The organism is Francisella orientalis FNO12 (assembly GCF_001042525.2).
GTDB classification, from domain to species: domain Bacteria; phylum Pseudomonadota; class Gammaproteobacteria; order Francisellales; family Francisellaceae; genus Francisella; species Francisella orientalis.
Map to the genome: position 1 here is coordinate 977,990 of NZ_CP011921.2, position 20,284 is coordinate 998,273.

Sequence of the window (20,284 nt, forward strand, 5' to 3'; positions counted from 1 at the left end):
TTATGTACTGGTGTTATAAGTGTTCAATCCTATCACACTTCCTTTTTGTCTATCTTTACCATAATCACCAATAGGTGTAAGCCCAGTATCAATTCTAGTCTGTTTCTGCACCCCATCTAACATTATTGTAGATCTTCTATTTTCACTACCTGGAATAGATATTAAATCGTGATCAATATCAAAGATTACTTTTTCACCTTTGTAAACATTATCATTTTGATAAGCTACAGCCTTTCTATACATTTCTAAATGTTTATCATCGACATGATAAATTATCATTTTTGATTTACCTTCAACAGGTCCCCTAGTGGCTGTTTTAACAGTCTTATAATCAGGATTTGAATTTGTAGGATAGGTATAGAATTGAGAATTATGATTATCATCCGAAATCATAGTAAATGTCTTTAGCTTCTTTTTATCATCTAAATTTATTACTAGTCTTTGACCAGATATAAAGTTACACTCTTTTTGCTCAGCACAAAGTTTTTTAGCTGTTGTTAGCCAACTTTGTTGTAATTGTTCTAGAGTAAATGAAGGATCTCTTTCGAAGTAAACAATATTATCTTTAGGCGTTGTAAGCTTATGACAAAGAATATGATTATTATGAATCTGCATCACAAATACATTGCCTAAATAAGTAATTACACGCTGATTATCATCATAGGTAACACTATCAGAACATATAGTAACAGGACCATACTCCTTTAGACTATTAGTAGGCGAATTATCTTCTTTTTCATTATCAGCAACATTATCTTCTTGAAGTGCAGAATCATACATTTGCAAACTACTATCAATCTGATTTTCGCTTACATCTGAAAAGGCATATGATGTAAACGAAAGAAAAATTGCCACAGTCAATCTAACTCGACGCATAGTAGCTCCTTACATTCTTTCCAAGTCTTATAACCTTTGAGTTTGAGTTGCCGGCTACTCCTATGCCTGTTGTATTATTACCAGTTTCAGGATCATACATTTTTGTAAATCTAGCATTATAAAAGTCTTTTGAACCCGAGTTATAAAATATCTCTGACGTTTTAATGAAAATCTTATCCAAAGATGTTGAATCAGGCTTTTTATTATTTTGAGAGTCTACTGCATTGCCATTAGTATATATAATAGAATCAACACCATCATATAAGTGAGTTAAGTTCTGCCCTGTAAACTGTTGAATATAACCATGTTTAGATTTAACTTGCCATTGCAACTTACCAGTTTTACTATCATAACTTTTTTCAGTAAGATCAATCATGAATAAATCTTGATTAATATAACGCCTTAACTCTTTAGAAAAAAAGTTTGTTGCTAAATTACCTTTTACATCATACTTATTATAAGTAAAATCAAAAGCTTTTAACTCAACTCGATTTTTTTGTTGATTACTTTTAAGAGGTTTTGCACCATCTAGAGCATTATAACTTATATAAAGCATAGCAAAGATAATAATTATTATTGAGAGTACATTCGCAAATAAAGAATACTTAGTGAAGAACTTCATCTTTATCTTTATTTCACTCCGCCAAACTCTAAAAAGTCATTAATGATTTTATTATGTAGTCCCATGTGCTTGATAATATAATCACAAAACTCTCTGACAGCAGCATTGCCACCTCTGTTTTGACAAATGTAGTCAGCATATTCTTTTACTATTTCTATCGAATCAAAAGGAGTTGCAGATAGTCCTACTTTATTCATCAAGACAAGATCTGGTAGATCATCACCCATATAAGCAATATCTTGATCATTTAAATCATACTTGTTTTTTAAGTTTTCGTATGCCTTAACTTTATTTTTTTGCCCTTGATAAATATCTTCAGCATCTAAGCCCAAGCTTATAAATCTATCATGAACAATCTTTGATTCTTTGCCAGTTATAATAGCTACTCTAATACCTAACTTTTGAAGCAGGACTAAGCCGAGTCCATCTTTGACATTAAAGTTTTTAAATTCATTCCCGTCATTTGAGATTATTATCCCACTATCAGTAAGAACCCCATCAACATCAAAGATCGCTAATTTAATATTTTTCTCTTTTCTTATTTTCATTATTAACTTTAAAAAGAATATTTGATTCAATTTATAGATATTATCACAAATGATTCTGAGACTAAAATATTTAAAACAAAAGAAGAATTTATTTATAGTTACTGATAGATTTTTTAATTTCTTGCTTAGCAAAAGCAGCATTATCCCAACCATCAACTTTTACCCATTTGCCTGAATCAAGATCTTTATAATGAGTAAAGAAATGTTCAATTCTTTGCTTTAGTGTTACCGGTAAATCATCAACATCATTAATATGATCATACTCTTTAGTTAGCTTAGCGCTTGGTACCGCAATAATTTTAGCATCAACACCACCATCATCTTCCATTTTGAAAACACCAACAGCTCTACAGTTGATCACACAACCTACTGCCAATGGATATGGGGCTAAAACTAATACATCAATAGGGTCACCATCATCATAAAGAGTATTTGGAACAAAACCATAGTTACACGGATATCTCATTGTAGATGACATGAATCTATCAACTACAATCATATTACTATCTTTATCAAATTCATATTTGATCGGATCACTATCTTGAGGTATTTCAATTACAACATTGAAATCATTAGGAACATCTTTTCCACAAGGTATATTTTTTAGCATAACAATTTCTCCTATATCTTTGCTAAAGCATAAACGCTTGATACACTACAAAAGAGTCTATCATAAAAACCTTTGTATTTATAACCTATAAATATTAAAATGTTGTGAGATATTATTTACAAATTACACTTTAATCAAGATTTTAAAGAGGAAAATTATGAAATTTAAAAAGATAGTTTTATTAACAGCTAGTTTGGTGGCCACTACGGCTTTCGCAACTCCAAATATTTCGTCCAGTTCTGACCCATATTTTAACGGCAGTAATGGACTAGAACAAAAAGATATAATAGTAAGACCAGTTAATATTGAATTAGATGCTCCAGCATGGGTGGCTATGAATTATCGTACTGGAGATATTGTTAGTCAAAAGAATATGGATGTTAGAAGACCTCCCGCTAGCTTAACAAAAATCATGACATCATATATTATTGCTAGTGAAATCAAAGCTGGAAATCTGAGTTGGGATACTATGGTACCGATAAGTGAAAAGGCTGCTTCTACTGGAGGATCTAAAATGTATGTAAAAGCTGGTGCTAAAGTTTCTGTCAAAAACTTAGTAACAGGTATGGATGTGGTTTCTGGTAATGATGCCACTATAGCTCTTGCTGAATATATCGGCGGAACAGCAGAAGCATTTACAGATTTAATGAATCAAACAGCTAAAGCGATTGGAATGAATAATACTCATTTTGCTAACCCCGATGGTTTACCAGGAGGAGAACAATACACTACAGCTCATGATATGTCACTTTTAGCAAGATCTTACATATATAACTTCCCAGATGCATATAAGATATATGATGATAGAGGTTTAGTATGGAATGCTACAGAACAGGAGTCTGTAAGCATTGCAGACCGTAAACAATGCTTGCCAAAATTCGATCGTTCTAGCGGCAGTGTATTAGAAAGTTTCTCTGCTAAAGGTTTAGATTCACAAACTCAGGATAAGTGTTCTAAATTATTTCCTAAGAGTGATAATTTTGTTCTTCAAAACAATAGAAATAGACTTCTATTCACTTTTGATGGTGCTGACGGCATGAAAACTGGTTATACGGACGCAGCTGGTTACTGTCTAGTTTCTTCTGCGAAACAAGATGGTGAAAGATTCATTTCTGTAGTTCTTGGTACTAACAGTTCAGCTAAGAGAGACTCAGAATCATCTAAACTGCTAAGATATGCTATAAGTAAATATGAAAATGTTCTACTATACAAGGCTAACTCGCCTGTTACGATAAGTGCGGATAATATTCCTAATGCTAAGGCAGGACAAAAAATAACGGTTGCTTCAACTCAAAACATATACCAAACAGTTCCTAAAACATATATACCATTCTTAAAACAAGGTATAGTCTTCACTCCAGGCATAAAAGCCCCAATTAAGAAAGGACAAACTGTAGGTGAGCTCGTTATAACACTTGGTGATACTAAAGAAAAAATAGCAAGCGTACCAGTAGTATCGATGAATGATATATCACAGAGAGGCTGGTGGTAATTTAAACTAAAATAAAGGGTTTACAATGTCTGAAGATAATAAAAATGAACAACCAGAAACTTTTTTTGAATTTCCTTGCCAGTTTCCGATTAAAATAATGGCAAATCCACAAAAAGAGACTGTTGAGTTTATTCTTAAAGTTTTTGAAAAACATGTACCAAAACATGATGAAATTGATTTTAATACTAAAGAAAGTAAAACTGGCAAGTATATATCTATTACAGCCATATTTACAGCTGATAGTAAAGAACAGCTAGATAATATTTACAAAGAAATTTCTAGTCATCCTAAAGTACACATGGTTTTATAATAATTCTTATTCTATGAAAGAAGATATCATAATTAGAGATTTAGGATTGCAGCCATATTCTGATGTTTTTAAACAAATGGCTGATTTTACAATCGAACGCGATAACACTACTAAGGATGAGATTTGGCTTGTTGAACATCCTAGTGTCTTTACACAGGGCAAGCATAGTAAACCCGAGCACGTTTTAAACCCACATGATATACCAATTGTTGAAACTGATCGTGGTGGACAAGTTACATATCATGGTCCTGGTCAGGTTGTTATATATTTTATGCTTGACATAAAAAGAAATAAACTTGGTGCAAAGAAATTGGTCGATATAGTTGAGCAAGCCTGTACAAATATACTTCAGAAGCATTATAATCTCAATTCTCACACTATTGAAAATGCTCATGGCATATATATAAATAACAAAAAAATTGCTTCTCTTGGTTTAAGAATAAAGCAAGGTAAAAGCTACCATGGCATTGCTATAAATACTAAAATGGATCTTATGCCATTTAGCTATATTAATCCATGTGGATATACCAATTTAGAGATGTGTCAATTATCTGATTTTTTTGACAGAATAGATGTTAAGACTATACAAAACCAATATGTCAATGAATTTATAGAATTGATTGAGCTATAAATAAATTGTAAGAAATTTTTTAATTATAGTTCTTATGTAGATCTGTTTTCACATCTTCAAGAAATCTTTTCGACTGAACTTTATCACCAAATATATCGTATTTAATAGTTAATGTTGATGAATTGTCAGCTATCCTAGCTATACTAATATTGAATGTACCTTTAAATCTCCTAGAATTTACACTACCATCAATTTCTGACGCTTGATTAGTTATGATATTTTTGGTTATGGTTACACCTGGTATTTTTGCTAAAGTATTTAGAACAGATTCATTAACTTCTACAACTGAGTAATCAAGATTCTCTGAATATGATGCAGCTTGATCAACACCATACACACCCGCACCAATTAGCAAGCAACTATTAAGACTTAAAGTACTAAATACCAATATGAATAGAAATATTATTTTTTTAATTTAAAAAAACTGAATAAATAAAATTTAGCGAGAATATAGCACAACAAGAAATAAAAAGCTATTTTGAAAAATAAATTTTGCTTATTATAAAGATTATAAAAATGTCTTCAAAAATGTCGATCTTGATGGATGCTTAAGTTTTCTAAGAGCTTTTGCCTCAATCTGTCTAATACGCTCTCTAGTAACATTAAACTGCTTGCCTACCTCTTCTAGAGTATGATCAGTATTCATACCAATACCAAATCGCATCATAAGAACCTTTGCTTCTCTCTCAGTTAAACCAGTATCAATAAGCTCCTTAATTGCTTCTCTTAGATTTTCTAAATTTGCAGCCTCTATCGGAGAATAATTATTTTTATCCTCAATAAAATCACCAACTGTAGAATCTTCATCATCACCAATTGGGCTTTCCATAGAGATTGGAGTATGAGATATATTGAGAATCTTTTTAAGCTTATCTTTAGTCATATTCGGAGTATATTCTATAATTTCCTCCTCTGTAGCCTCACGACCTTTTTCTTGAAGAATTTGACGCTTAATTCTATTAACTTTATTAATAGTCTCAATCATATGTACAGGTACACGAATTGTTCTAGCCTGGTCAGCAATTGAGCGAGTAATTGCTTGGCGAATCCACCAAGTCGCATAAGTTGAAAACTTAAAACCTTTGCGATAATCAAATTTATCTACAGCTTTCATTAAGCCGATATTACCTTCTTGAATGATATCTAAGAAATGCAATCCTCTATTGGTATATTTTTTAGCTTCAGAAACAACTAATCTCAAATTTGCTTCAATCATTTCCTTTTTAGCTTGAGTAATTTTTGCTTCACTTTTAGAAATCTCAATATTAACTTTCTTGAGCTCTTCAATTTCCATCATCATCAGACTCTGGAATTGATTAATTTGTTTTGTTAAATTATGGATTTCTTTAATAGTATTATCTGTAAATTTATACTTTTTAGTTAATGGTAGTAGCCATTCAACAGATCCTATTTCATACACTTTTATGAATTCTTGACGAGGAGTTCTTGATCTTTCCACACACAATCTAAGAATTTTTCGCTCAAACTCCTTAACTCTTGCATAAGGAAGCCTAATATAATCAACTAATTTCTGTAAATGGGAAGTAGACAATCTCAAACTTTCAAACTCTTTGACTATTTTGCTATAAAGTTTTTTGTTTGGCTTCTCTTGATACTCTTCAAACATTTTCTCAAGATTTGTGAAGAAATTATAAGCCCTTTGAGTATCAATCTTCTCATCATGATCATCTTCTGCAACTTTTTCTTCAGCTATTTGTTCATCACTAAACCCAGCCATAATTTCATTAAAACGAATATATTTAGCAACTGGCTCATCTTCAATATCTTGAGAAGCTATATAATCAACCGCCTTCTCTTCTAACTCACGAAAACGCTCAATATAAGTTTTGACAACTATTGGATAACTCAAAATAGTACTAAAAACTTCAGTAGTACCTTCTTCGATCCTAATAGCAATATCAGTTTCACCTTTTTTATCTAAAAGGTCAACTATCCCCATTTCACGCATATACATACGAATAGGATCAGATGTTTTTCCTTTTAAATCATCTAAGTTTGCTTCGCTTACTTTTCTTTCATCATCTTCATCTAACTCAGGAGTTCTATCATATACATCAATACCAGCATCTATGAGGATAGCTTCTATTTCTTCATATTTTTTTGGATCTTCTGACACATCTCCTGGCAATGCATCTAAAATATCTGCTCTAGTTAAATAGCCTCTTTCTTTACCATCAACCATAAGATCTTTTAGATCAGAAAGTAAATCTTCTCTTGTCATCTACTAATACTCCAATAGATTTTTTATATTTTATTACTCAATTTTGCTACTAAATACTTACGTTCCATCTCTTGAACATCTGTTCTAAAAGGTAGAGATCCTAAGTAATTAAGCTGTTCTTTTACACTATTAGCTTCAATCCTTCTTAAATCTTTTAATATCTGATGGTAGTATTGTTCACCATCAGATTTTTTTCTAGCTTTATTAATGCCATAGCTTAGCAACTCAAAAAAATACTCTCTATAGTCAGGATAGTCCTCTGCCAACAACGGTATCAATATTACAGCTTCTATTTCATTAGATGAGTCTTCTTTAAGAATTTTCAAGCTTTTAACAAGAATATCAAGATTTTTTGAAGTAGCAAATATTTCAAAGTTGTTTTCTTTTAATAGAATACGAAAATCAGTAATATTGACGAAAATTTCTGCCAACATTACTTCTTCGAGTAACATGTTCCTAGATAGTCTTTTTTGTCTAGCCTTATAATTATTGATATCTATATTAACTATATTTGACTTCTGTTTACCTAGCTTAAGTAGATTCTTTATTTGATTAGAATTAATATTTATCTTCTCCGCAACAGTTGAAATAATACTTTCTGAATAAATGTTCCCTTCTACATCAATCAAAAATTCTTTTAAGTTTTCTACTATTTCTGCTTTACACTCAGCTTTAGAGATATCTTTATCATCTATAATATAGTTTATTATAAAATCTGAAACAGGCTGAGATTTTTTTAATGAATTAGAAAAATTGTCTAGACCGTATTCTTTAATATAGTCATCTGGATCTTTACCATTTTCTAAAGTAAGTATCCTAAGTTTTTTATTGCCATCTAAAATAGGAAGAATTATCTTAATAGTCCTAATTGCTGCTTTTTGACCAGCACTATCACCATCGAAACATAAAACAATAGAATTGTTTTCACGAAACAATATTTTTGCATGATTTTGAGAGAACGCTGTTCCTAATGTAGCCACTGCACAATAAAAACCATATTTAGCTAAACCTATAACATCCATATAGCCTTCTACAACAATAAGGCTTTGATTTAATAAATCAGGACATTGTTTTTTCTTTTCTCTATATTCATAAAGCCCATATAGAATGTTATTTTTCTGAAAAACTATAGTCTCAGGAGAATTTATATATTTAACACCGTCAGAATCATCTATTACTCTACCACCATAGCCAATTACATTACCTTGAATATTTCTAATAGGAAACATTATTCTATTGCGAAAACGATCATAGATATTTCCCTTATCATTTTTTATTGAAAGTCCTGTAGCAATCAATATATCTTCTGATGCATTTACAGATTTAGCCAACTGAGTAATATTATTCCATCCATCAGATGAATATCCAATACCAAAAACTTTGGCAAACTCACTATCAACTCCCCTTTTTTTAAGGTAGGCTATAGCCTTTTCTTTTGAAGCTGAATTACCAAGATTCCAACGGTAATATTTTTGGGCAATTACTAAAAAACCAATACATTTATTGAATAGCTGTTCTTTATATAAATCTTCCTGAGAATAGTTTTCATACTCAACTGGTTTGCCTACAATTTCGGCAAGAGTTTTAACAGCCTCAATAAAATCTAAATTATTGATTTTTTTTACAAAAGTTAAAGCGTCACCAGACTCATGACACCCAAAGCAATGAAAGAACTTTTTTTGTGAGTTAACAAAGAACGATGGTGTTCTCTCATTATGAAATGGACAACAGGCTTTATAATTTTTTCCAGATTTAGTTAGATTAACATATCTCGATACGACATCCGCAATATCAGCATTTGCAACAAGTTCCTTTATAAAATTATTAGAAATCTTTTTTGCCATACTGATTATATCTAGAACTTATACTAAATTTAATTTTACTATAGCACTCACTTTACTCATATCTATTCTACCAGCAAGCTCTTTTTTCACACTAGCCATTATCTTACCCATCTCCTTCATAGATGTGGCTCCTACAGATTCTATTGCTTTTTGAACTATAATAACAACCTCTTCATCACTTAATTGTTTAGGCATATATTTAGTTAAGATCTCAATCTCTTTTTTCTCGCCTTCAGCAAGTTTTGCTCTATCGGCCTGCATATATTGAGTGTAAGAATCTTGTCTTTGCTTAATCATTTTTGTGATTACAGCTATAGCAACCTCATCTGTTATCTCAATTTTTTCATCAATTTGCTTCTGCTTAATAGCAGACATAGCCATACGAATAGTAGTTAATCTATTTTTATCTTTATTTTTCATTGACTCTTTCATATCAAGAGTCAATTGATCAAAAATTTGTGACATTTTATTAAAAGAATTCCTAGTTAAAGGGAGAGTTAAACTCTCAACGATGAATTAAATAATATACTACCTTCTAGCAATTATATTGCTCTTATGGCTCTTTTAACAGCGGCAGCTTTCTTCCTTTTACGTGCCCAAGTTGGCTTCTCAAAGTACTCTCTACGACGTAGTTCAGATACTATTCCAGCCTTCTCACAAGATCTTTTGAATCTTCTAAGAGCAACATCAAAAGGTTCTCTTTCTTTAACTCTAACGCTTGGCATACCCTCTCACCTCACTTAAGTGCCAGTTTAATAAGTCTAACAAACTATAGGACTTTTAGAGTCCCATAACAAAATTTATAGGCTACTATTCTATCATATAAGATGATAAATACAACATGGCTTATAACTAATATATCGTTAATATATTGCATTCATCGCACTATATTTATATTGCATAAAATGCTATTATTCCAAATTAAGAATCTTAGAAACTTACATAGGTTTATCGCTTTGGTAAAAAGAACTAAGCTTTTGATAGCTCTATCTATATTTGTAATTAGTACAAATGCTTCTTATGCATCTACTCGTAGCGAAATACAATCTCTAGTAAAAAAATACAACTTAGCTGACGCTAAAATTGCTATAGCAACTCAAAGAACCATGACTGGGAATGATTTGTATTCTTATGCTCAAAATAGATCTATGAAACCAGCAAGTAATAATAAAGTATTTACTATTGTTTCCGGATTGTTCTCTATTCCTGATGATTTTAGATTCACTACTACGATTTTGTACCCATCCAATAGAGTAAATAATCATACCTTACATGGAGATATGTATATTAAGTTTACAGGCAATCCAGCACTTACTGGAGGGCAACTAAGCTCATTAATAGAAAAAATCAAAACAGAAAAAGGAATATCTAAAATCACAGGAGATGTGTATCTTGTTGGAGTATTCTCTGGTCCATATGTTCCAGAAGGTTGGTCAAAAGAAGATAGTACATTATGCTATGGAGCTCCAGCTTCTAGTTTTACGCTAAATAGAAACTGTACAGTCATAAAACTAGTTAAAAATCCAAATAGCTTGTCAACTAGAGTTGTTGAATTAAGCAATGCCAGCAATATTGATATAAAAAATTCAGCAAAATATACTAGCACATCAAAAGCAACATTATTATCCATGAATGATAATAATGTTTTATATATCAGTGGCTACTTGTCAAGAGCTGCAGAAAAAATGTTTAAACTAGCTATTAAGAACCCCTCTCTTAAAACTGTTGATACAGTTAACGATTTCTTAAGTTCAAACGGAATAAAGCATGGCAATGTTCTTATTACCAACACCATTCCAGCTGGTTACGATGCACAACTAATTACAAAATCAGCAACAATAGGTCATTTTTTTGATCAAACACTTAAGCATTCGGACAACTTGTATACAGAAACTATACTAAATACAATTGGTTTAAAAGAAAAAGGAATTGGCTCAACTAAAGCAGGCATAGAAGTAGTCCAAAGTATACTATATAAAAAATTAGGGTTAGATACTTCTGCTTTGACTATGTATGATGGATCTGGACTATCACATCTAGACCGTGTTAGCCCTAAGTTTATGGTAGATTTTTTAACCAAAGCTTATAATAGTGAAGTTGGTAAGCAGTTCTATAACTATCTTCCAGCATCTGGCATGAGTGGTACAATATCATACATAATGGGGGGTAAATTACTTGGTCGAGTACATGCAAAAACGGGAACTTTGTCTGGAGTATCAACACTATCTGGTTATGTCCTAACTGCAAAAAACCATCGTATTTCATTCTCTATTATGCTTAATGATCTTAAACATTCTGATCGTTATAATGCACGTAGATTCCAAGATAAAGTTGTAGATGTTTTTTATAGGAATTTATAATGAAAAAAATACTTAAACTATTATCATTAACAATAGCCATAGTGATATTAGGATCATGTTCAACGGAGCCTCCAAAAAATATCAATAATGCTTGTAGCATAATTCATCAATATCCAAACTGGTATTATGATATGATCGATTCTTATGACCGCTGGGGAATACCTCTGAATATACAGATGGCATTTGTACGACAGGAATCATCTTTTAGAGCTGATGCTCAACCTTCTATGCAATATTATTTTGGATTTATTCCAAAAGGCAGAGCATCAAGCGCTTATGGTTATGCACAGGCTCTAGATGGCACATGGGATCACTATAAAAAAGAAACTAAACAATCTTTTGTCTCAAGATCTGATTATGCTGATGCTGTAGATTTTATGGGTTGGTATTTAAACAATGTTCATAACAAAACAGGTATAAGCAAATCAAATGCTTATGACCTATATCTTGCATATCATGAGGGTATTGGTGGATATAAAAGAGGTAGTCACAGAAATAATTCGTTTTTAAAGAGCTATGCACGTAAAACTGCAGATGTTGCTCAAAAATATGCTGTACAACTACAAAATTGTGAAGTCCCTCAAAAACCTCTACTTCTTATATTTTCTAAAGGTAAATAATGAAATCAAATATATTTAAACATATTGTTAATATTCGTTTTGCTGACACTGATAAATATGGGCATGTAAATAACAATACCTACTTTAATTATTTGGAAGAAGCCCGTACAACGTGGGCTTATGAAAATACTGGGCTAATGTCTTGGGCCACACAAAACTCAATCCAACTAGTAATTACCGAACAAACTTGTAAATATATACTACCGTTGTTACACCCCAATAAAATTGAGGTAACATAATATATAGCAAAAATTAGTGCTACAAGTCTTGAGTTTGAGTATGAAATACGTCTAGTAGGTTATGAACAAGTTATTACAAAAGCAAGTGCAAAACTTGCTTGTTACAATCCAAAAACACATAGGTTACAAAAATACCTAATGAACTAAAAAAATGATTTTAGAAAAAAATGACTGAAATAAATAAACAATCTTTAAAAAAATTAGAAAAACAAATTCTAAGAAAAATTGCTCAAGCTATAAATCAATATAACATGATTGAAGATGGCGATAAAATAATGGTTTGCCTGTCTGGAGGTAAAGACTCATATTGTCTACTTGAGATGCTACTTCTTCTTCAACAAAAAGCCCCTATAAAATTTGATATTGTAGCTGTGAATCTAGATCAAAAACAACTAGGTTTTCCTGAAGAAGTTTTACCTAATTATCTTAAAACTAAAAATATCGAATTTCATATTATTGAAAGAGATACTTATAGTGTTATCAAAAGAGTGATACCTGATGGTAAAACAACATGTGGACTATGCTCGAGAATGAGACGTGGTATTCTATACGATTTTGCTGAAGAAAATAATATTACCAAAATTGCTTTAGGGCACCATCGTGATGATATTATAGAGACATTTTTTTTAAATCTCTTTTATAACGGTTCTATCAAGGCGATGCCCGCAAAGCTATTAAGCGATGATAAACGTAATATTGTAATTCGTCCTCTTGCTTTCGTGAGTGAAAAAGAAACATTAGAATACTCTCAATTAAAGAACTTCCCGATAATACCTTGTAATCTATGTGGTTCACAAGATAATTTGCAAAGAGTATTCATAAAAGATATGCTTAACAGATGGGAGAGTAATAATACTGAAAGAAAGAATGTTATATTCAAAGCTCTATCAAATATTTCTCCATCTCAAATGTTAGATAAAGAGCTTTTTGATTTTTTTAATATCACCAAAAATGATATTCAAAGATAAATAAGGAGATAAGATGAAACTAAAAAAAATAGTAACAATAATGTCATGCACTGTTCTAGGACTAACAATAAGCTCATGCTCTACCAAAGAAACAACTAACGATGCTAAAACTCAAACTATAGCTAATACTACAACTAGTCCAAGTACTACGACACAAGCACAAACAAACGATTCTGCTGTTAATAACAGTTTAAAAATGGGCTCTAATGCTAGTTACGTAGTCGGATATCAAGTTGGGTCTGGAATTGCTAGACAAGATTTTGGACTATATGACAAACAGACAATCGCAGGTTTTGCTGAAGCTATCAATGGTGATAAGCCTAGAATTTCTGAAAGTCAGATTAGAAGAAATATGGAAACTCTAAAAGATAAGATGATTAAAAAGCAGTTAGATATAGCTAAGCTAAATAAGGTTAAATCAGATGAGTTTATGTCACAAATTGCTAAAATGGATAATGCTATTGAAGTAAATGATGGTGTTTACTATCAAATGATTAAACAAGGGGATGGTAAAAAAGCTTCTATAGATAGCACAGTAACTATTGCTTATAAAGGAACTACTCCTGTAATAGCATATGAAGATGATAAATCTAAGCTTAATAGTGTAAAAGAAGCTAAACTTATCGGACCAAGCTTTGATTCGAGTGAGAGTGCTACTTTCCCTCTTAGAAATCTAATAGAATGTTGGAAGGATGCAATTCCTAAAATACCCAATGGCTCTACATTTATACTATACTGTGCTCCAAATAAAGCATATGGAACTAGAGCTCCTGCTACAATAGGACCTAACCAAGCATTAGCTTTTGAAATTACACTTAAAGATTTTAAGTAATAAAATATTTTTCTAAAATATTAACTTTTTCTTTTCACAGCTAAATCACACAGTAAGATCATAGCTTGTTTATATTCTGATTCTGGTAAGAAATCTATTGAATCTTTTGCTCTATCAGCATATTTACATGCAACTTGATAAGAGTATTCCACTGCACCACTACTTTTAACAATATTGATAATTTCATTTATGTCATATTGCCTTTTTTCAATGGCATCTTTTATTTTCTTTTGTTCAACACTTGAGGTATTTGCTAGTGCATAAATTGTTGGTAGCGTCATTTTGCCTTCATCAAGATCATCACCAATATTTTTACCAAGGCTTTCTGCATCAGAAACATAATCTAATACATCATCAGCTATTTGAAATGCATTTCCTAAGTAAACACCATAGTTTTTAATACTATTTTGAAATTTACTATAGCTATGTTTATCAAGACTAATTACTCCGGCTAACTCACATGCTGCTTCAAATAGTTTAGCAGTTTTACAATATATCACATTAGTGTAATCTTCCTCTGACAACTCAATATTTCTAGCGTTTAATAATTGAAGTACTTCACCTTCAGATATTTTATTAGTAGCATCAGCTAATATTTGCATAATTTGCATATTATCTAGACTCACCATCATTTGAAAAGCCCTAGAGTATAAAAAATCTCCAGTTAGTACACTTGCAGCATTACCAAAAACATTATTAGCTGTCTCTTTGCCTCGACGTAAGTGTGAGTCATCAACTACATCATCATGTAATAGAGTTGCTGTATGAATAAACTCTATAATTGCAGCACATGCTAGATGATCATTACCAGTATAATTTAAAGCTCTAGAAAATAGCATTACTAACAAAGGTCTAAGTCTTTTGCCGCCACTATTTATGATATAGTGACTAATTTGATTAATAAGAACCACTTCTGATGAAAGTGAATTAATTATAAATTGATTATTATTTTCAATATCTTGTTTAATCAAGTTTCGAATATCTTTTAAGCTTTGCATTTTATTTATAATTTTTAAGACTTTTGGTTAGTTAGACTTAAGAATAAAGTAGCAGAATATATTTATCAACCATATTTACTTGATATTATCTAGTTGTCATCATCTTTTGAGATTCTAAAATGTTTTAATATTTCTTTATCTTCTGAGGTTAAAGACTGATCTTTACTATTAGCACCATCATTGAAACCTTTAACAAACTCTTCACAATTTGGTTTGTTTATGACAACCATTTTTTTTAATTTTGATTTGTATTGAGTTACAATAATCATTCCGACTTCATAGGAGTCTTTATCGGAGATTTTATTTATATCAGGTTTATGATCTAAAATAGTATCATCAAACCCTAAGATAAAGTCTTTCTTAATAATTTCTTGATTCATGGCACTAAAGCTTTTATGTGAGGCTTTACCTAGTGCATCGCCAATCGAATAAGCTGTGTATGTTTTTGAGGTATTATCTAATGCAAATACCTGAGAGTAGACACCTAAAACTAAGATACATACTAAACATCTAATAATTTTTTTCATATTTTAACTTTTTCTAAAAATACTAGTCATTAATTTTAACATAAAACACGTGGTGTTCTATAACTCTAGTTTATAGAAGTATTTAATATTTGCTTTGAAAGCATTCCTTTATAATAGAAATATTGAATAATTTGTATAGATACCAAAATAAATAGACAACTAGAGATTGTTATTGATACCATAGGCCAGCCTAAAAATATAGCACTATTTATATCACACATAAGACTAAACACTGAAAGCCCTAAGTAGAAAATACTAAACCCTTCAGCTTGCTTTTGTCGAAAATTCTTATATATCTGAGGTATCCAATATACATTATATATAACACCACTAATTGACCCACTCCATAATAAAGTCTGTTCGGTTAGAGCTATGAATTTAGATATATATATTACCATTAATAAAAATATCAAAATGAATATGGTATGTATAACTATATTTTTCTGTCTTCTATCATTAAGGATCTGAAATTGTTGAATAGTTAAAAAACTTAAAAGAATAATATCAACCAAAATGTATTGCCATTGCATATTAAATCCTATCGCATATACAAGATCCAAAGAGTTAGCAAAAATCATTAAAGAATGAGTCCAGAGACTAATTTCAAATGTTTTATGTTTAAACTGATTATGGATAGTTTGTGGTAATAAATGAATAAAATATATTACTAAAGATATGTTTAACGTTATATAGCCTAAATATTCCATGATTAATCTCCTATTATTTCAAAAATAAATAATAAGAGTTTGTGTGATATTTCTTATATGAAAAAATAATCAAACAAACTCCCTACGCTAATACTAATTAGATCAGGTACAAAGGGTTATTTTCTCAGCTATTATTTTTATAAAAATAGCACCCCTGTTGTCTTTAAGGCATTAATATAACATAGTTAAGTTTAGTTTGATATATCTAATCGGCAGATTAAGGCATTACTTAGACTACCATCAATTTTTTTATAATAGTTTTTACGCTGTGATACTTTAATAAAATTGAGTTTATTATATAGAGATATAGCTTTGGTATTATTTATATCAACTTCTAAAAATAATTCTTTAACTTCTTTCTTGCCAAGATGATCAATTGAGTATTTCAAAAGCTTAGACGCAACTCCTCTACTTTGCATAGCAGTATCAACACATATATACAAAAGTTCTGCTGTTTCAAATATATAGTTAAAAATAGCAATAGCAACAAGCTCACTATCAATCATTAAACCTAAAACGGTATCATTAGTTAATGAATCTTCGATTTGTTTATCTGACCAGCTAAAATCTTTATCAATAGCTCTTACTAGCTGAATGGTTTTTGTTAGAAATGTAATATCAAGCTCTAAAATCTGCATACTTATATAAGTTTGATAATATTGTTTTTTTATTTTGAATATCTAATAATTTATAATCGTTACTTATAAAATCATTTTCAGCAAGATTAACTCCTTCTAAACTATAGAAAGAATTAATATTGTTCGTTTTATATATACATACATTAGACTTAAAAAATAAATTAGTAACAATTTGTTTTAAAAAGCTAATATCTAATTTATCAGTTAACAGAATATTTATAATCTTAGAACTATCTACTTCATTTGTGTAAACAATCTCTAAATTTTTTCCTGAAGGTTCTACGTCTACTAATTTCTCAGTTATTGTTTGCGTTTCAATCTGCTGTGTAAACCTATACTCTGGCTTCAACTCCCAGACATCAATACCAAAAATATCTTCTAGCTGACGTACAAAATCCATTATTTTTTCTCTAATCTTTCAACTAATTTTTTAGGGAATCTATATTCTTTTAATTTAACAGATTTTCTTAGTCTATTGACCTCTGTAGGATTAAGCTCCAATGTTTTTCCTCGAGAAACGAATTTAGGCAAAATAATATCACCGAATCTAATTCTTGTCAGTCTACTAACCGTAACACTAACCGCTTCAAACATTCTTCTGACTTCTCTATTACGTCCTTCAGACAAAGTTACATAATACCAAAGATTTGCACCCTCACCGCCAGAGAATTTTATATTATTAAATTTTGCCATGCCATCTTCTAACTGTATGCCATCTTTCAGTTTATTTAAAGTTTCATCTGATAACTCTTGACCATAAACACGTACAGCATACTCTCTTTCAATTTCATAAGATGGGTGCATTAACCTATTAGCTAAATCTCCATCTGTTGTGAAAAGTAACAACCCTGTAGTATTTATATCCAATCGCCCAATCATTATCCAACGTGATTTTGCTAGCTTAGGTAATGAATCAAAAACAGTCTTTCTATCTTTCTCATCTTTACTAGTACAAACCTCCCCCTCTCTTTTATGATAAATAATAACTCTTGGTCTAGTCATAGGTTGACCATAAGAGTGTAGAGCCTTTCCATCAAAGCTAATTTTATCTTTGTCTGTCGCTTTATCGCCAAGAGTTGTGACTTTACCATTCACTCGCACTCTACCTTGTTCTATAAACTCTTCAATTTTTCTACGTGAGCCAATGCCATATTTTGCTAATAGCTTTTGTAGTCTTTCTGGAGTGTTTTCAGTATTTTGATTAATTCTACGCATTTTTATCGATATCCTTTTGATCTGCTGCTGAGAAGAATTTATCTATATCTTCATCATTATAGTTATTAGAAGATAAAACTAATCTTACAGCTGCAGCTTCATTTTTATTGTTAGCGTACTCTGCTAACTTTAACCTCATGTCTAAAACAAGTTTATTATTATATTAAAGAACTGAGGATCATTCTTCATGTTGTAAATAACTTTATAGCATTCTTTATATTCACCTCTTTCAAAATACATCTGTGCTAATCTTAATTTAGCAGCTTTATAATCTATTCTAAATTTATCAGCTCGTTGCATATATGCTAAAGCGCCATCTTTCTTGCCCTGTTTATACACGCATTGAGCGTATAAAAATAATGTTTGAGCCATATCATTATTATTTGGCATAAATAGAGCTTTCTCAAAAAAGTTCTTGAGCACAACTATATTCTTCCTTCTCCATACACAAGAATTGTGCATAAAAGTTCATTGCTTCATAGTTTTTTGGATGCTTATCAAGAGCCTTTTGATAATACTTTTCAGCAATTGAATTTGCTACTATACTTTGGTAATAATACCCTCTAGCATAATCTACAATAGCTAAATTTTGATTATGATTATTTGCTAGTTCTTGTGCTTTTATAAGTTTAGTCTTCGCTCTTTCAAGATAACCTTCTATTGAATAAATTATAGCTAATTCAGAATTAATTTTAGTTGCTTCTTCATAGTTAGCCTGAGGAAAAGAACCGCCTGTAGCTGAATACTCCGCTTGTTCTGCATTCTGATTTTTTACTTCATTCTGATTTTGTGAACTAGGATTTTTATTATTCACATTACTAGAGGTCATACATGAAGCTAGTATTCCTGATAATATAGTTGTAGCTAAAATCTTTTTAAAATCAGACTGCATTTTTATCACCAAGTTTCTTTAAATATCTTTCTTTTCTTTTTGTCTTATCCATAACATTGCCAGCTAACTGCCCACAAGCAGCATAAATATCATCACCTCTAGTTTTTCTTACTGTAGTAACGAAACCATTATGTTGTAAAAACTCTTTAAATCTATGAATACGATTATTACTAGGTTTTTTATATGGCGTACCTGGGTATGGATTAAATGGTATCAGATTAATTTTAGCTGGTACTTCACGAGATCTTAATAACTCAACTAATTGTTCAGCATCTGATAAATTGTCATTAACCTCTTCCATCAAAGTATATTCAAATGTTATATGTTTATGCGGACCTTTTTCAGCATAGAGCTTACACGCCTCTAGAAGCTCATCAATATTATACTTTTTATTAATAGGCACGATTTCATTACGTAAGGAGTCTGTAGGTGCATGTAATGATACAGCCAAAGAAACTCCCGATTGTTCTAGCAAATCATAAATTTTTGGAACGACACCAGATGTACTAAGAGTAACTTTACGACGTGATAGTCCGTATGCTAAATCATCCATCATAATATCCATCGCAGGAACCACATTCTCAAAATTCATCAATGGTTCCCCCATGCCCATCATAACTATATTTGTCACACTAAAATCATGTTCACCATTATTTTTTGATAATGTTCTAGCTGCTATCCAAAGTTGTGAAATAACTTCAGCTGATGAAAGATTTCTATTAAATCCTTGTTTACCAGTAGAGCAAAAACTGCAATTTAAAGTACAGCCAACCTGTGATGATACACAAAGTGTGCCTCTTCCTTCTTCAGGTATAAAGACTGTCTCAACTGCACTTCCACCAACATCAATAAGCCACTTGTGAGTACCATCTTTTGATGCTTTATTAAATACAACCTTAGGAATGACTATTTCAGCATTTTCTTTTAATTTATTACGTAAATTCTTTCCAAGATCAGTCATGCTATCAAAGTCAATAACACCCTTTTTATGAATCCACTTAAAAACTTGTCTTGCATGAAACTTCTTCTCGCCTATCAAAATAAAAAAGGCTTCTATAGCTTTTTGATTTAATCCAAGTAAGTTTGTTTTATCTTGTTGCATTAAACTTCTCT

The 20,284-nt window shown here is 30.9% G+C and carries 23 protein-coding genes, 2 pseudogenes and 1 riboswitch; of the genes and pseudogenes, 8 read left to right on the forward strand and 17 right to left on the reverse strand.

What is annotated here, in order from left to right:
• The 4 genes from FNO12_RS05005 to ppa all read right to left on the reverse strand — a co-directional run bounded on the left by FNO12_RS05005 (position 1) and on the right by ppa (position 2,656).
• Positions 1 to 876 carry an LptA/OstA family protein gene (locus tag FNO12_RS05005; RefSeq protein WP_014714955.1) on the reverse strand — a complete coding sequence of 292 codons (876 nt, stop codon included), beginning with the start codon at positions 874 to 876 and terminating at the stop codon, positions 1 to 3.
• A complete protein-coding gene (lptC, locus tag FNO12_RS05010; RefSeq protein WP_014714956.1) occupies positions 863 to 1,498 on the reverse strand; it encodes an LPS export ABC transporter periplasmic protein LptC in 636 nt (211 codons plus the stop codon). The genes FNO12_RS05005 and lptC overlap by 14 nt, the downstream gene beginning before the upstream one ends.
• A gap of 8 nt (positions 1,499 to 1,506) precedes the next feature.
• On the reverse strand, positions 1,507 to 2,046 hold the full coding sequence (locus FNO12_RS05015) for a KdsC family phosphatase (RefSeq protein ID WP_014714957.1): 540 nt from the start codon (positions 2,044 to 2,046) through the stop codon (positions 1,507 to 1,509).
• Positions 2,047 to 2,134: 88 nt separating this feature from the next.
• The gene (gene ppa, locus FNO12_RS05020; RefSeq protein ID WP_014714958.1) at positions 2,135 to 2,656 is read right to left on the reverse strand and encodes an inorganic diphosphatase; all 522 of its coding nucleotides are present in this window, start codon (positions 2,654 to 2,656) and stop codon (positions 2,135 to 2,137) included.
• Between the two features lie 157 nt (positions 2,657 to 2,813).
• Here ppa and FNO12_RS05025 point away from each other — a divergent pair, with 157 nt between their 5' ends.
• From FNO12_RS05025 to lipB, 3 genes are read left to right on the forward strand one after another with little or no spacing between them, the layout of a single operon-like run.
• Positions 2,814 to 4,148, forward strand: coding sequence for a D-alanyl-D-alanine carboxypeptidase family protein (locus tag FNO12_RS05025; RefSeq protein ID WP_014714959.1), 1,335 nt, complete (start codon positions 2,814 to 2,816; stop codon positions 4,146 to 4,148).
• Between the two features lie 25 nt (positions 4,149 to 4,173).
• A complete protein-coding gene (locus FNO12_RS05030; protein WP_014714960.1) occupies positions 4,174 to 4,458 on the forward strand; it encodes an HP0495 family protein in 285 nt (94 codons plus the stop codon).
• A gap of 13 nt (positions 4,459 to 4,471) precedes the next feature.
• Complete coding sequence (gene lipB / locus FNO12_RS05035) at positions 4,472 to 5,089, forward strand: lipoyl(octanoyl) transferase LipB (RefSeq protein WP_014714961.1); 618 nt, start codon at positions 4,472 to 4,474, stop codon at positions 5,087 to 5,089.
• Positions 5,090 to 5,108: 19 nt separating this feature from the next.
• On the opposite strand, the gene FNO12_RS05040 is transcribed toward lipB, so the two are convergent.
• The 5 genes from FNO12_RS05040 to rpsU form a co-directional block, all read right to left on the reverse strand.
• The gene (locus FNO12_RS05040; RefSeq protein WP_200146988.1) at positions 5,109 to 5,444 is read right to left on the reverse strand and encodes a DUF3568 family protein; all 336 of its coding nucleotides are present in this window, start codon (positions 5,442 to 5,444) and stop codon (positions 5,109 to 5,111) included.
• 153 nt (positions 5,445 to 5,597) lie between these two features.
• Positions 5,598 to 7,331 (reverse strand): RNA polymerase sigma factor RpoD, encoded by a 1,734-nt coding sequence (gene rpoD, locus FNO12_RS05045; RefSeq protein ID WP_014714963.1) that lies wholly within the window; start codon positions 7,329 to 7,331, stop codon positions 5,598 to 5,600.
• 23 nt (positions 7,332 to 7,354) lie between these two features.
• On the reverse strand, positions 7,355 to 9,175 hold the full coding sequence (gene dnaG, locus FNO12_RS05050; RefSeq protein ID WP_014714964.1) for a DNA primase: 1,821 nt from the start codon (positions 9,173 to 9,175) through the stop codon (positions 7,355 to 7,357).
• Between the two features lie 18 nt (positions 9,176 to 9,193).
• Positions 9,194 to 9,640: a GatB/YqeY domain-containing protein gene (locus FNO12_RS05055; RefSeq protein WP_014714965.1), complete on the reverse strand. Its 447-nt coding sequence runs from the start codon at positions 9,638 to 9,640 to the stop codon at positions 9,194 to 9,196.
• A 77-nt stretch (positions 9,641 to 9,717) separates the two neighbouring features.
• A complete protein-coding gene (gene rpsU, locus FNO12_RS05060) occupies positions 9,718 to 9,900 on the reverse strand; it encodes a 30S ribosomal protein S21 (protein ID WP_014714966.1) in 183 nt (60 codons plus the stop codon).
• A gap of 231 nt (positions 9,901 to 10,131) precedes the next feature.
• Between rpsU and dacB the strand changes: the two genes are divergently transcribed.
• The 5 genes and pseudogenes from dacB to FNO12_RS05085 all read left to right on the forward strand — a co-directional run bounded on the left by dacB (position 10,132) and on the right by FNO12_RS05085 (position 14,194).
• Positions 10,132 to 11,535, forward strand: a complete 1,404-nt coding sequence (gene dacB, locus FNO12_RS05065; RefSeq protein WP_041257495.1) for a D-alanyl-D-alanine carboxypeptidase/D-alanyl-D-alanine endopeptidase — start codon at positions 10,132 to 10,134, stop codon at positions 11,533 to 11,535.
• Complete coding sequence (locus tag FNO12_RS05070) at positions 11,535 to 12,155, forward strand: transglycosylase SLT domain-containing protein (protein WP_014714968.1); 621 nt, start codon at positions 11,535 to 11,537, stop codon at positions 12,153 to 12,155. The genes dacB and FNO12_RS05070 overlap by 1 nt, the downstream gene beginning before the upstream one ends.
• Positions 12,155 to 12,569, forward strand: a pseudogene (locus FNO12_RS11530) (acyl-CoA thioesterase). Before FNO12_RS05070 ends, FNO12_RS11530 begins: the two are co-directional and overlap by 1 nt.
• Entirely contained in the window at positions 12,562 to 13,362 is an 801-nt protein-coding gene (gene ttcA, locus FNO12_RS05080; protein ID WP_014714969.1) for a tRNA 2-thiocytidine(32) synthetase TtcA, read from the forward strand. Before FNO12_RS11530 ends, ttcA begins: the two are co-directional and overlap by 8 nt.
• A gap of 13 nt (positions 13,363 to 13,375) precedes the next feature.
• Positions 13,376 to 14,194, forward strand: coding sequence for an FKBP-type peptidyl-prolyl cis-trans isomerase (locus FNO12_RS05085; protein ID WP_030005616.1), 819 nt, complete (start codon positions 13,376 to 13,378; stop codon positions 14,192 to 14,194).
• 20 nt (positions 14,195 to 14,214) lie between these two features.
• On the opposite strand, the gene FNO12_RS05090 is transcribed toward FNO12_RS05085, so the two are convergent.
• The 8 genes and pseudogenes from FNO12_RS05090 to rlmN form a co-directional block, all read right to left on the reverse strand.
• Positions 14,215 to 15,192, reverse strand: a complete 978-nt coding sequence (locus FNO12_RS05090; RefSeq protein WP_014714971.1) for a polyprenyl synthetase family protein — start codon at positions 15,190 to 15,192, stop codon at positions 14,215 to 14,217.
• Positions 15,193 to 15,281: 89 nt separating this feature from the next.
• Positions 15,282 to 15,719: a hypothetical protein gene (locus FNO12_RS05095; RefSeq protein WP_014714972.1), complete on the reverse strand. Its 438-nt coding sequence runs from the start codon at positions 15,717 to 15,719 to the stop codon at positions 15,282 to 15,284.
• A 65-nt stretch (positions 15,720 to 15,784) separates the two neighbouring features.
• On the reverse strand, positions 15,785 to 16,426 hold the full coding sequence (locus FNO12_RS05100) for a PQ-loop repeat-containing protein (protein ID WP_014714973.1): 642 nt from the start codon (positions 16,424 to 16,426) through the stop codon (positions 15,785 to 15,787).
• Between the two features lie 61 nt (positions 16,427 to 16,487).
• A riboswitch (TPP riboswitch) is annotated at positions 16,488 to 16,592 on the reverse strand.
• Positions 16,593 to 16,617: 25 nt separating this feature from the next.
• Positions 16,618 to 17,064, reverse strand: coding sequence for a GNAT family N-acetyltransferase (locus FNO12_RS05105; protein WP_014714974.1), 447 nt, complete (start codon positions 17,062 to 17,064; stop codon positions 16,618 to 16,620).
• Positions 17,045 to 17,464: a hypothetical protein gene (locus FNO12_RS05110; protein WP_014714975.1), complete on the reverse strand. Its 420-nt coding sequence runs from the start codon at positions 17,462 to 17,464 to the stop codon at positions 17,045 to 17,047. The genes FNO12_RS05105 and FNO12_RS05110 overlap by 20 nt, the downstream gene beginning before the upstream one ends.
• Positions 17,464 to 18,279 carry a 23S rRNA pseudouridine(2605) synthase RluB gene (gene rluB / locus FNO12_RS05115; protein WP_014714976.1) on the reverse strand — a complete coding sequence of 272 codons (816 nt, stop codon included), beginning with the start codon at positions 18,277 to 18,279 and terminating at the stop codon, positions 17,464 to 17,466. Before rluB ends, FNO12_RS05110 begins: the two co-directional genes overlap by 1 nt.
• Positions 18,272 to 19,171, reverse strand: a pseudogene (locus FNO12_RS05120) (tetratricopeptide repeat protein). Before FNO12_RS05120 ends, rluB begins: the two are co-directional and overlap by 8 nt.
• Entirely contained in the window at positions 19,161 to 20,273 is a 1,113-nt protein-coding gene (gene rlmN, locus FNO12_RS05125) for a dual-specificity RNA methyltransferase RlmN (RefSeq protein ID WP_014714977.1), read from the reverse strand. The pseudogene FNO12_RS05120 and the gene rlmN overlap by 11 nt, the downstream one beginning before the upstream one ends.
• Positions 20,274 to 20,284: the final 11 nt, after the last annotated feature.

Excerpts from the sequence above, each read along its gene's own strand:
- FNO12_RS05005 (WP_014714955.1), bottom strand. The coding sequence starts at position 876 with ATGCGTCGAGTTAGATTGACTGTGGCAATTTTTCTTTCGTTTACATCA.
- lptC (WP_014714956.1), bottom strand. The coding sequence starts at position 1,498 with ATGAAGTTCTTCACTAAGTATTCTTTATTTGCGAATGTACTCTCAATA.
- FNO12_RS05015 (WP_014714957.1), bottom strand. The coding sequence starts at position 2,046 with ATGAAAATAAGAAAAGAGAAAAATATTAAATTAGCGATCTTTGATGTT.
- ppa (WP_014714958.1), bottom strand. The coding sequence starts at position 2,656 with ATGCTAAAAAATATACCTTGTGGAAAAGATGTTCCTAATGATTTCAAT.
- FNO12_RS05025 (WP_014714959.1), top strand. The coding sequence starts at position 2,814 with ATGAAATTTAAAAAGATAGTTTTATTAACAGCTAGTTTGGTGGCCACT.
- FNO12_RS05030 (WP_014714960.1), top strand. The coding sequence starts at position 4,174 with ATGTCTGAAGATAATAAAAATGAACAACCAGAAACTTTTTTTGAATTT.
- lipB (WP_014714961.1), top strand. The coding sequence starts at position 4,472 with ATGAAAGAAGATATCATAATTAGAGATTTAGGATTGCAGCCATATTCT.
- rpoD (WP_014714963.1), bottom strand. The coding sequence starts at position 7,331 with ATGACAAGAGAAGATTTACTTTCTGATCTAAAAGATCTTATGGTTGAT.
- dnaG (WP_014714964.1), bottom strand. The coding sequence starts at position 9,175 with ATGGCAAAAAAGATTTCTAATAATTTTATAAAGGAACTTGTTGCAAAT.
- FNO12_RS05055 (WP_014714965.1), bottom strand. The coding sequence starts at position 9,640 with ATGTCACAAATTTTTGATCAATTGACTCTTGATATGAAAGAGTCAATG.
- rpsU (WP_014714966.1), bottom strand. The coding sequence starts at position 9,900 with ATGCCAAGCGTTAGAGTTAAAGAAAGAGAACCTTTTGATGTTGCTCTT.
- FNO12_RS05070 (WP_014714968.1), top strand. The coding sequence starts at position 11,535 with ATGAAAAAAATACTTAAACTATTATCATTAACAATAGCCATAGTGATA.
- ttcA (WP_014714969.1), top strand. The coding sequence starts at position 12,562 with ATGACTGAAATAAATAAACAATCTTTAAAAAAATTAGAAAAACAAATT.
- FNO12_RS05085 (WP_030005616.1), top strand. The coding sequence starts at position 13,376 with ATGAAACTAAAAAAAATAGTAACAATAATGTCATGCACTGTTCTAGGA.
- FNO12_RS05090 (WP_014714971.1), bottom strand. The coding sequence starts at position 15,192 with ATGCAAAGCTTAAAAGATATTCGAAACTTGATTAAACAAGATATTGAA.
- FNO12_RS05095 (WP_014714972.1), bottom strand. The coding sequence starts at position 15,719 with ATGAAAAAAATTATTAGATGTTTAGTATGTATCTTAGTTTTAGGTGTC.
- FNO12_RS05100 (WP_014714973.1), bottom strand. The coding sequence starts at position 16,426 with ATGGAATATTTAGGCTATATAACGTTAAACATATCTTTAGTAATATAT.
- FNO12_RS05105 (WP_014714974.1), bottom strand. The coding sequence starts at position 17,064 with ATGCAGATTTTAGAGCTTGATATTACATTTCTAACAAAAACCATTCAG.
- FNO12_RS05110 (WP_014714975.1), bottom strand. The coding sequence starts at position 17,464 with ATGGATTTTGTACGTCAGCTAGAAGATATTTTTGGTATTGATGTCTGG.
- rluB (WP_014714976.1), bottom strand. The coding sequence starts at position 18,279 with ATGCGTAGAATTAATCAAAATACTGAAAACACTCCAGAAAGACTACAA.
- rlmN (WP_014714977.1), bottom strand. The coding sequence starts at position 20,273 with ATGCAACAAGATAAAACAAACTTACTTGGATTAAATCAAAAAGCTATA.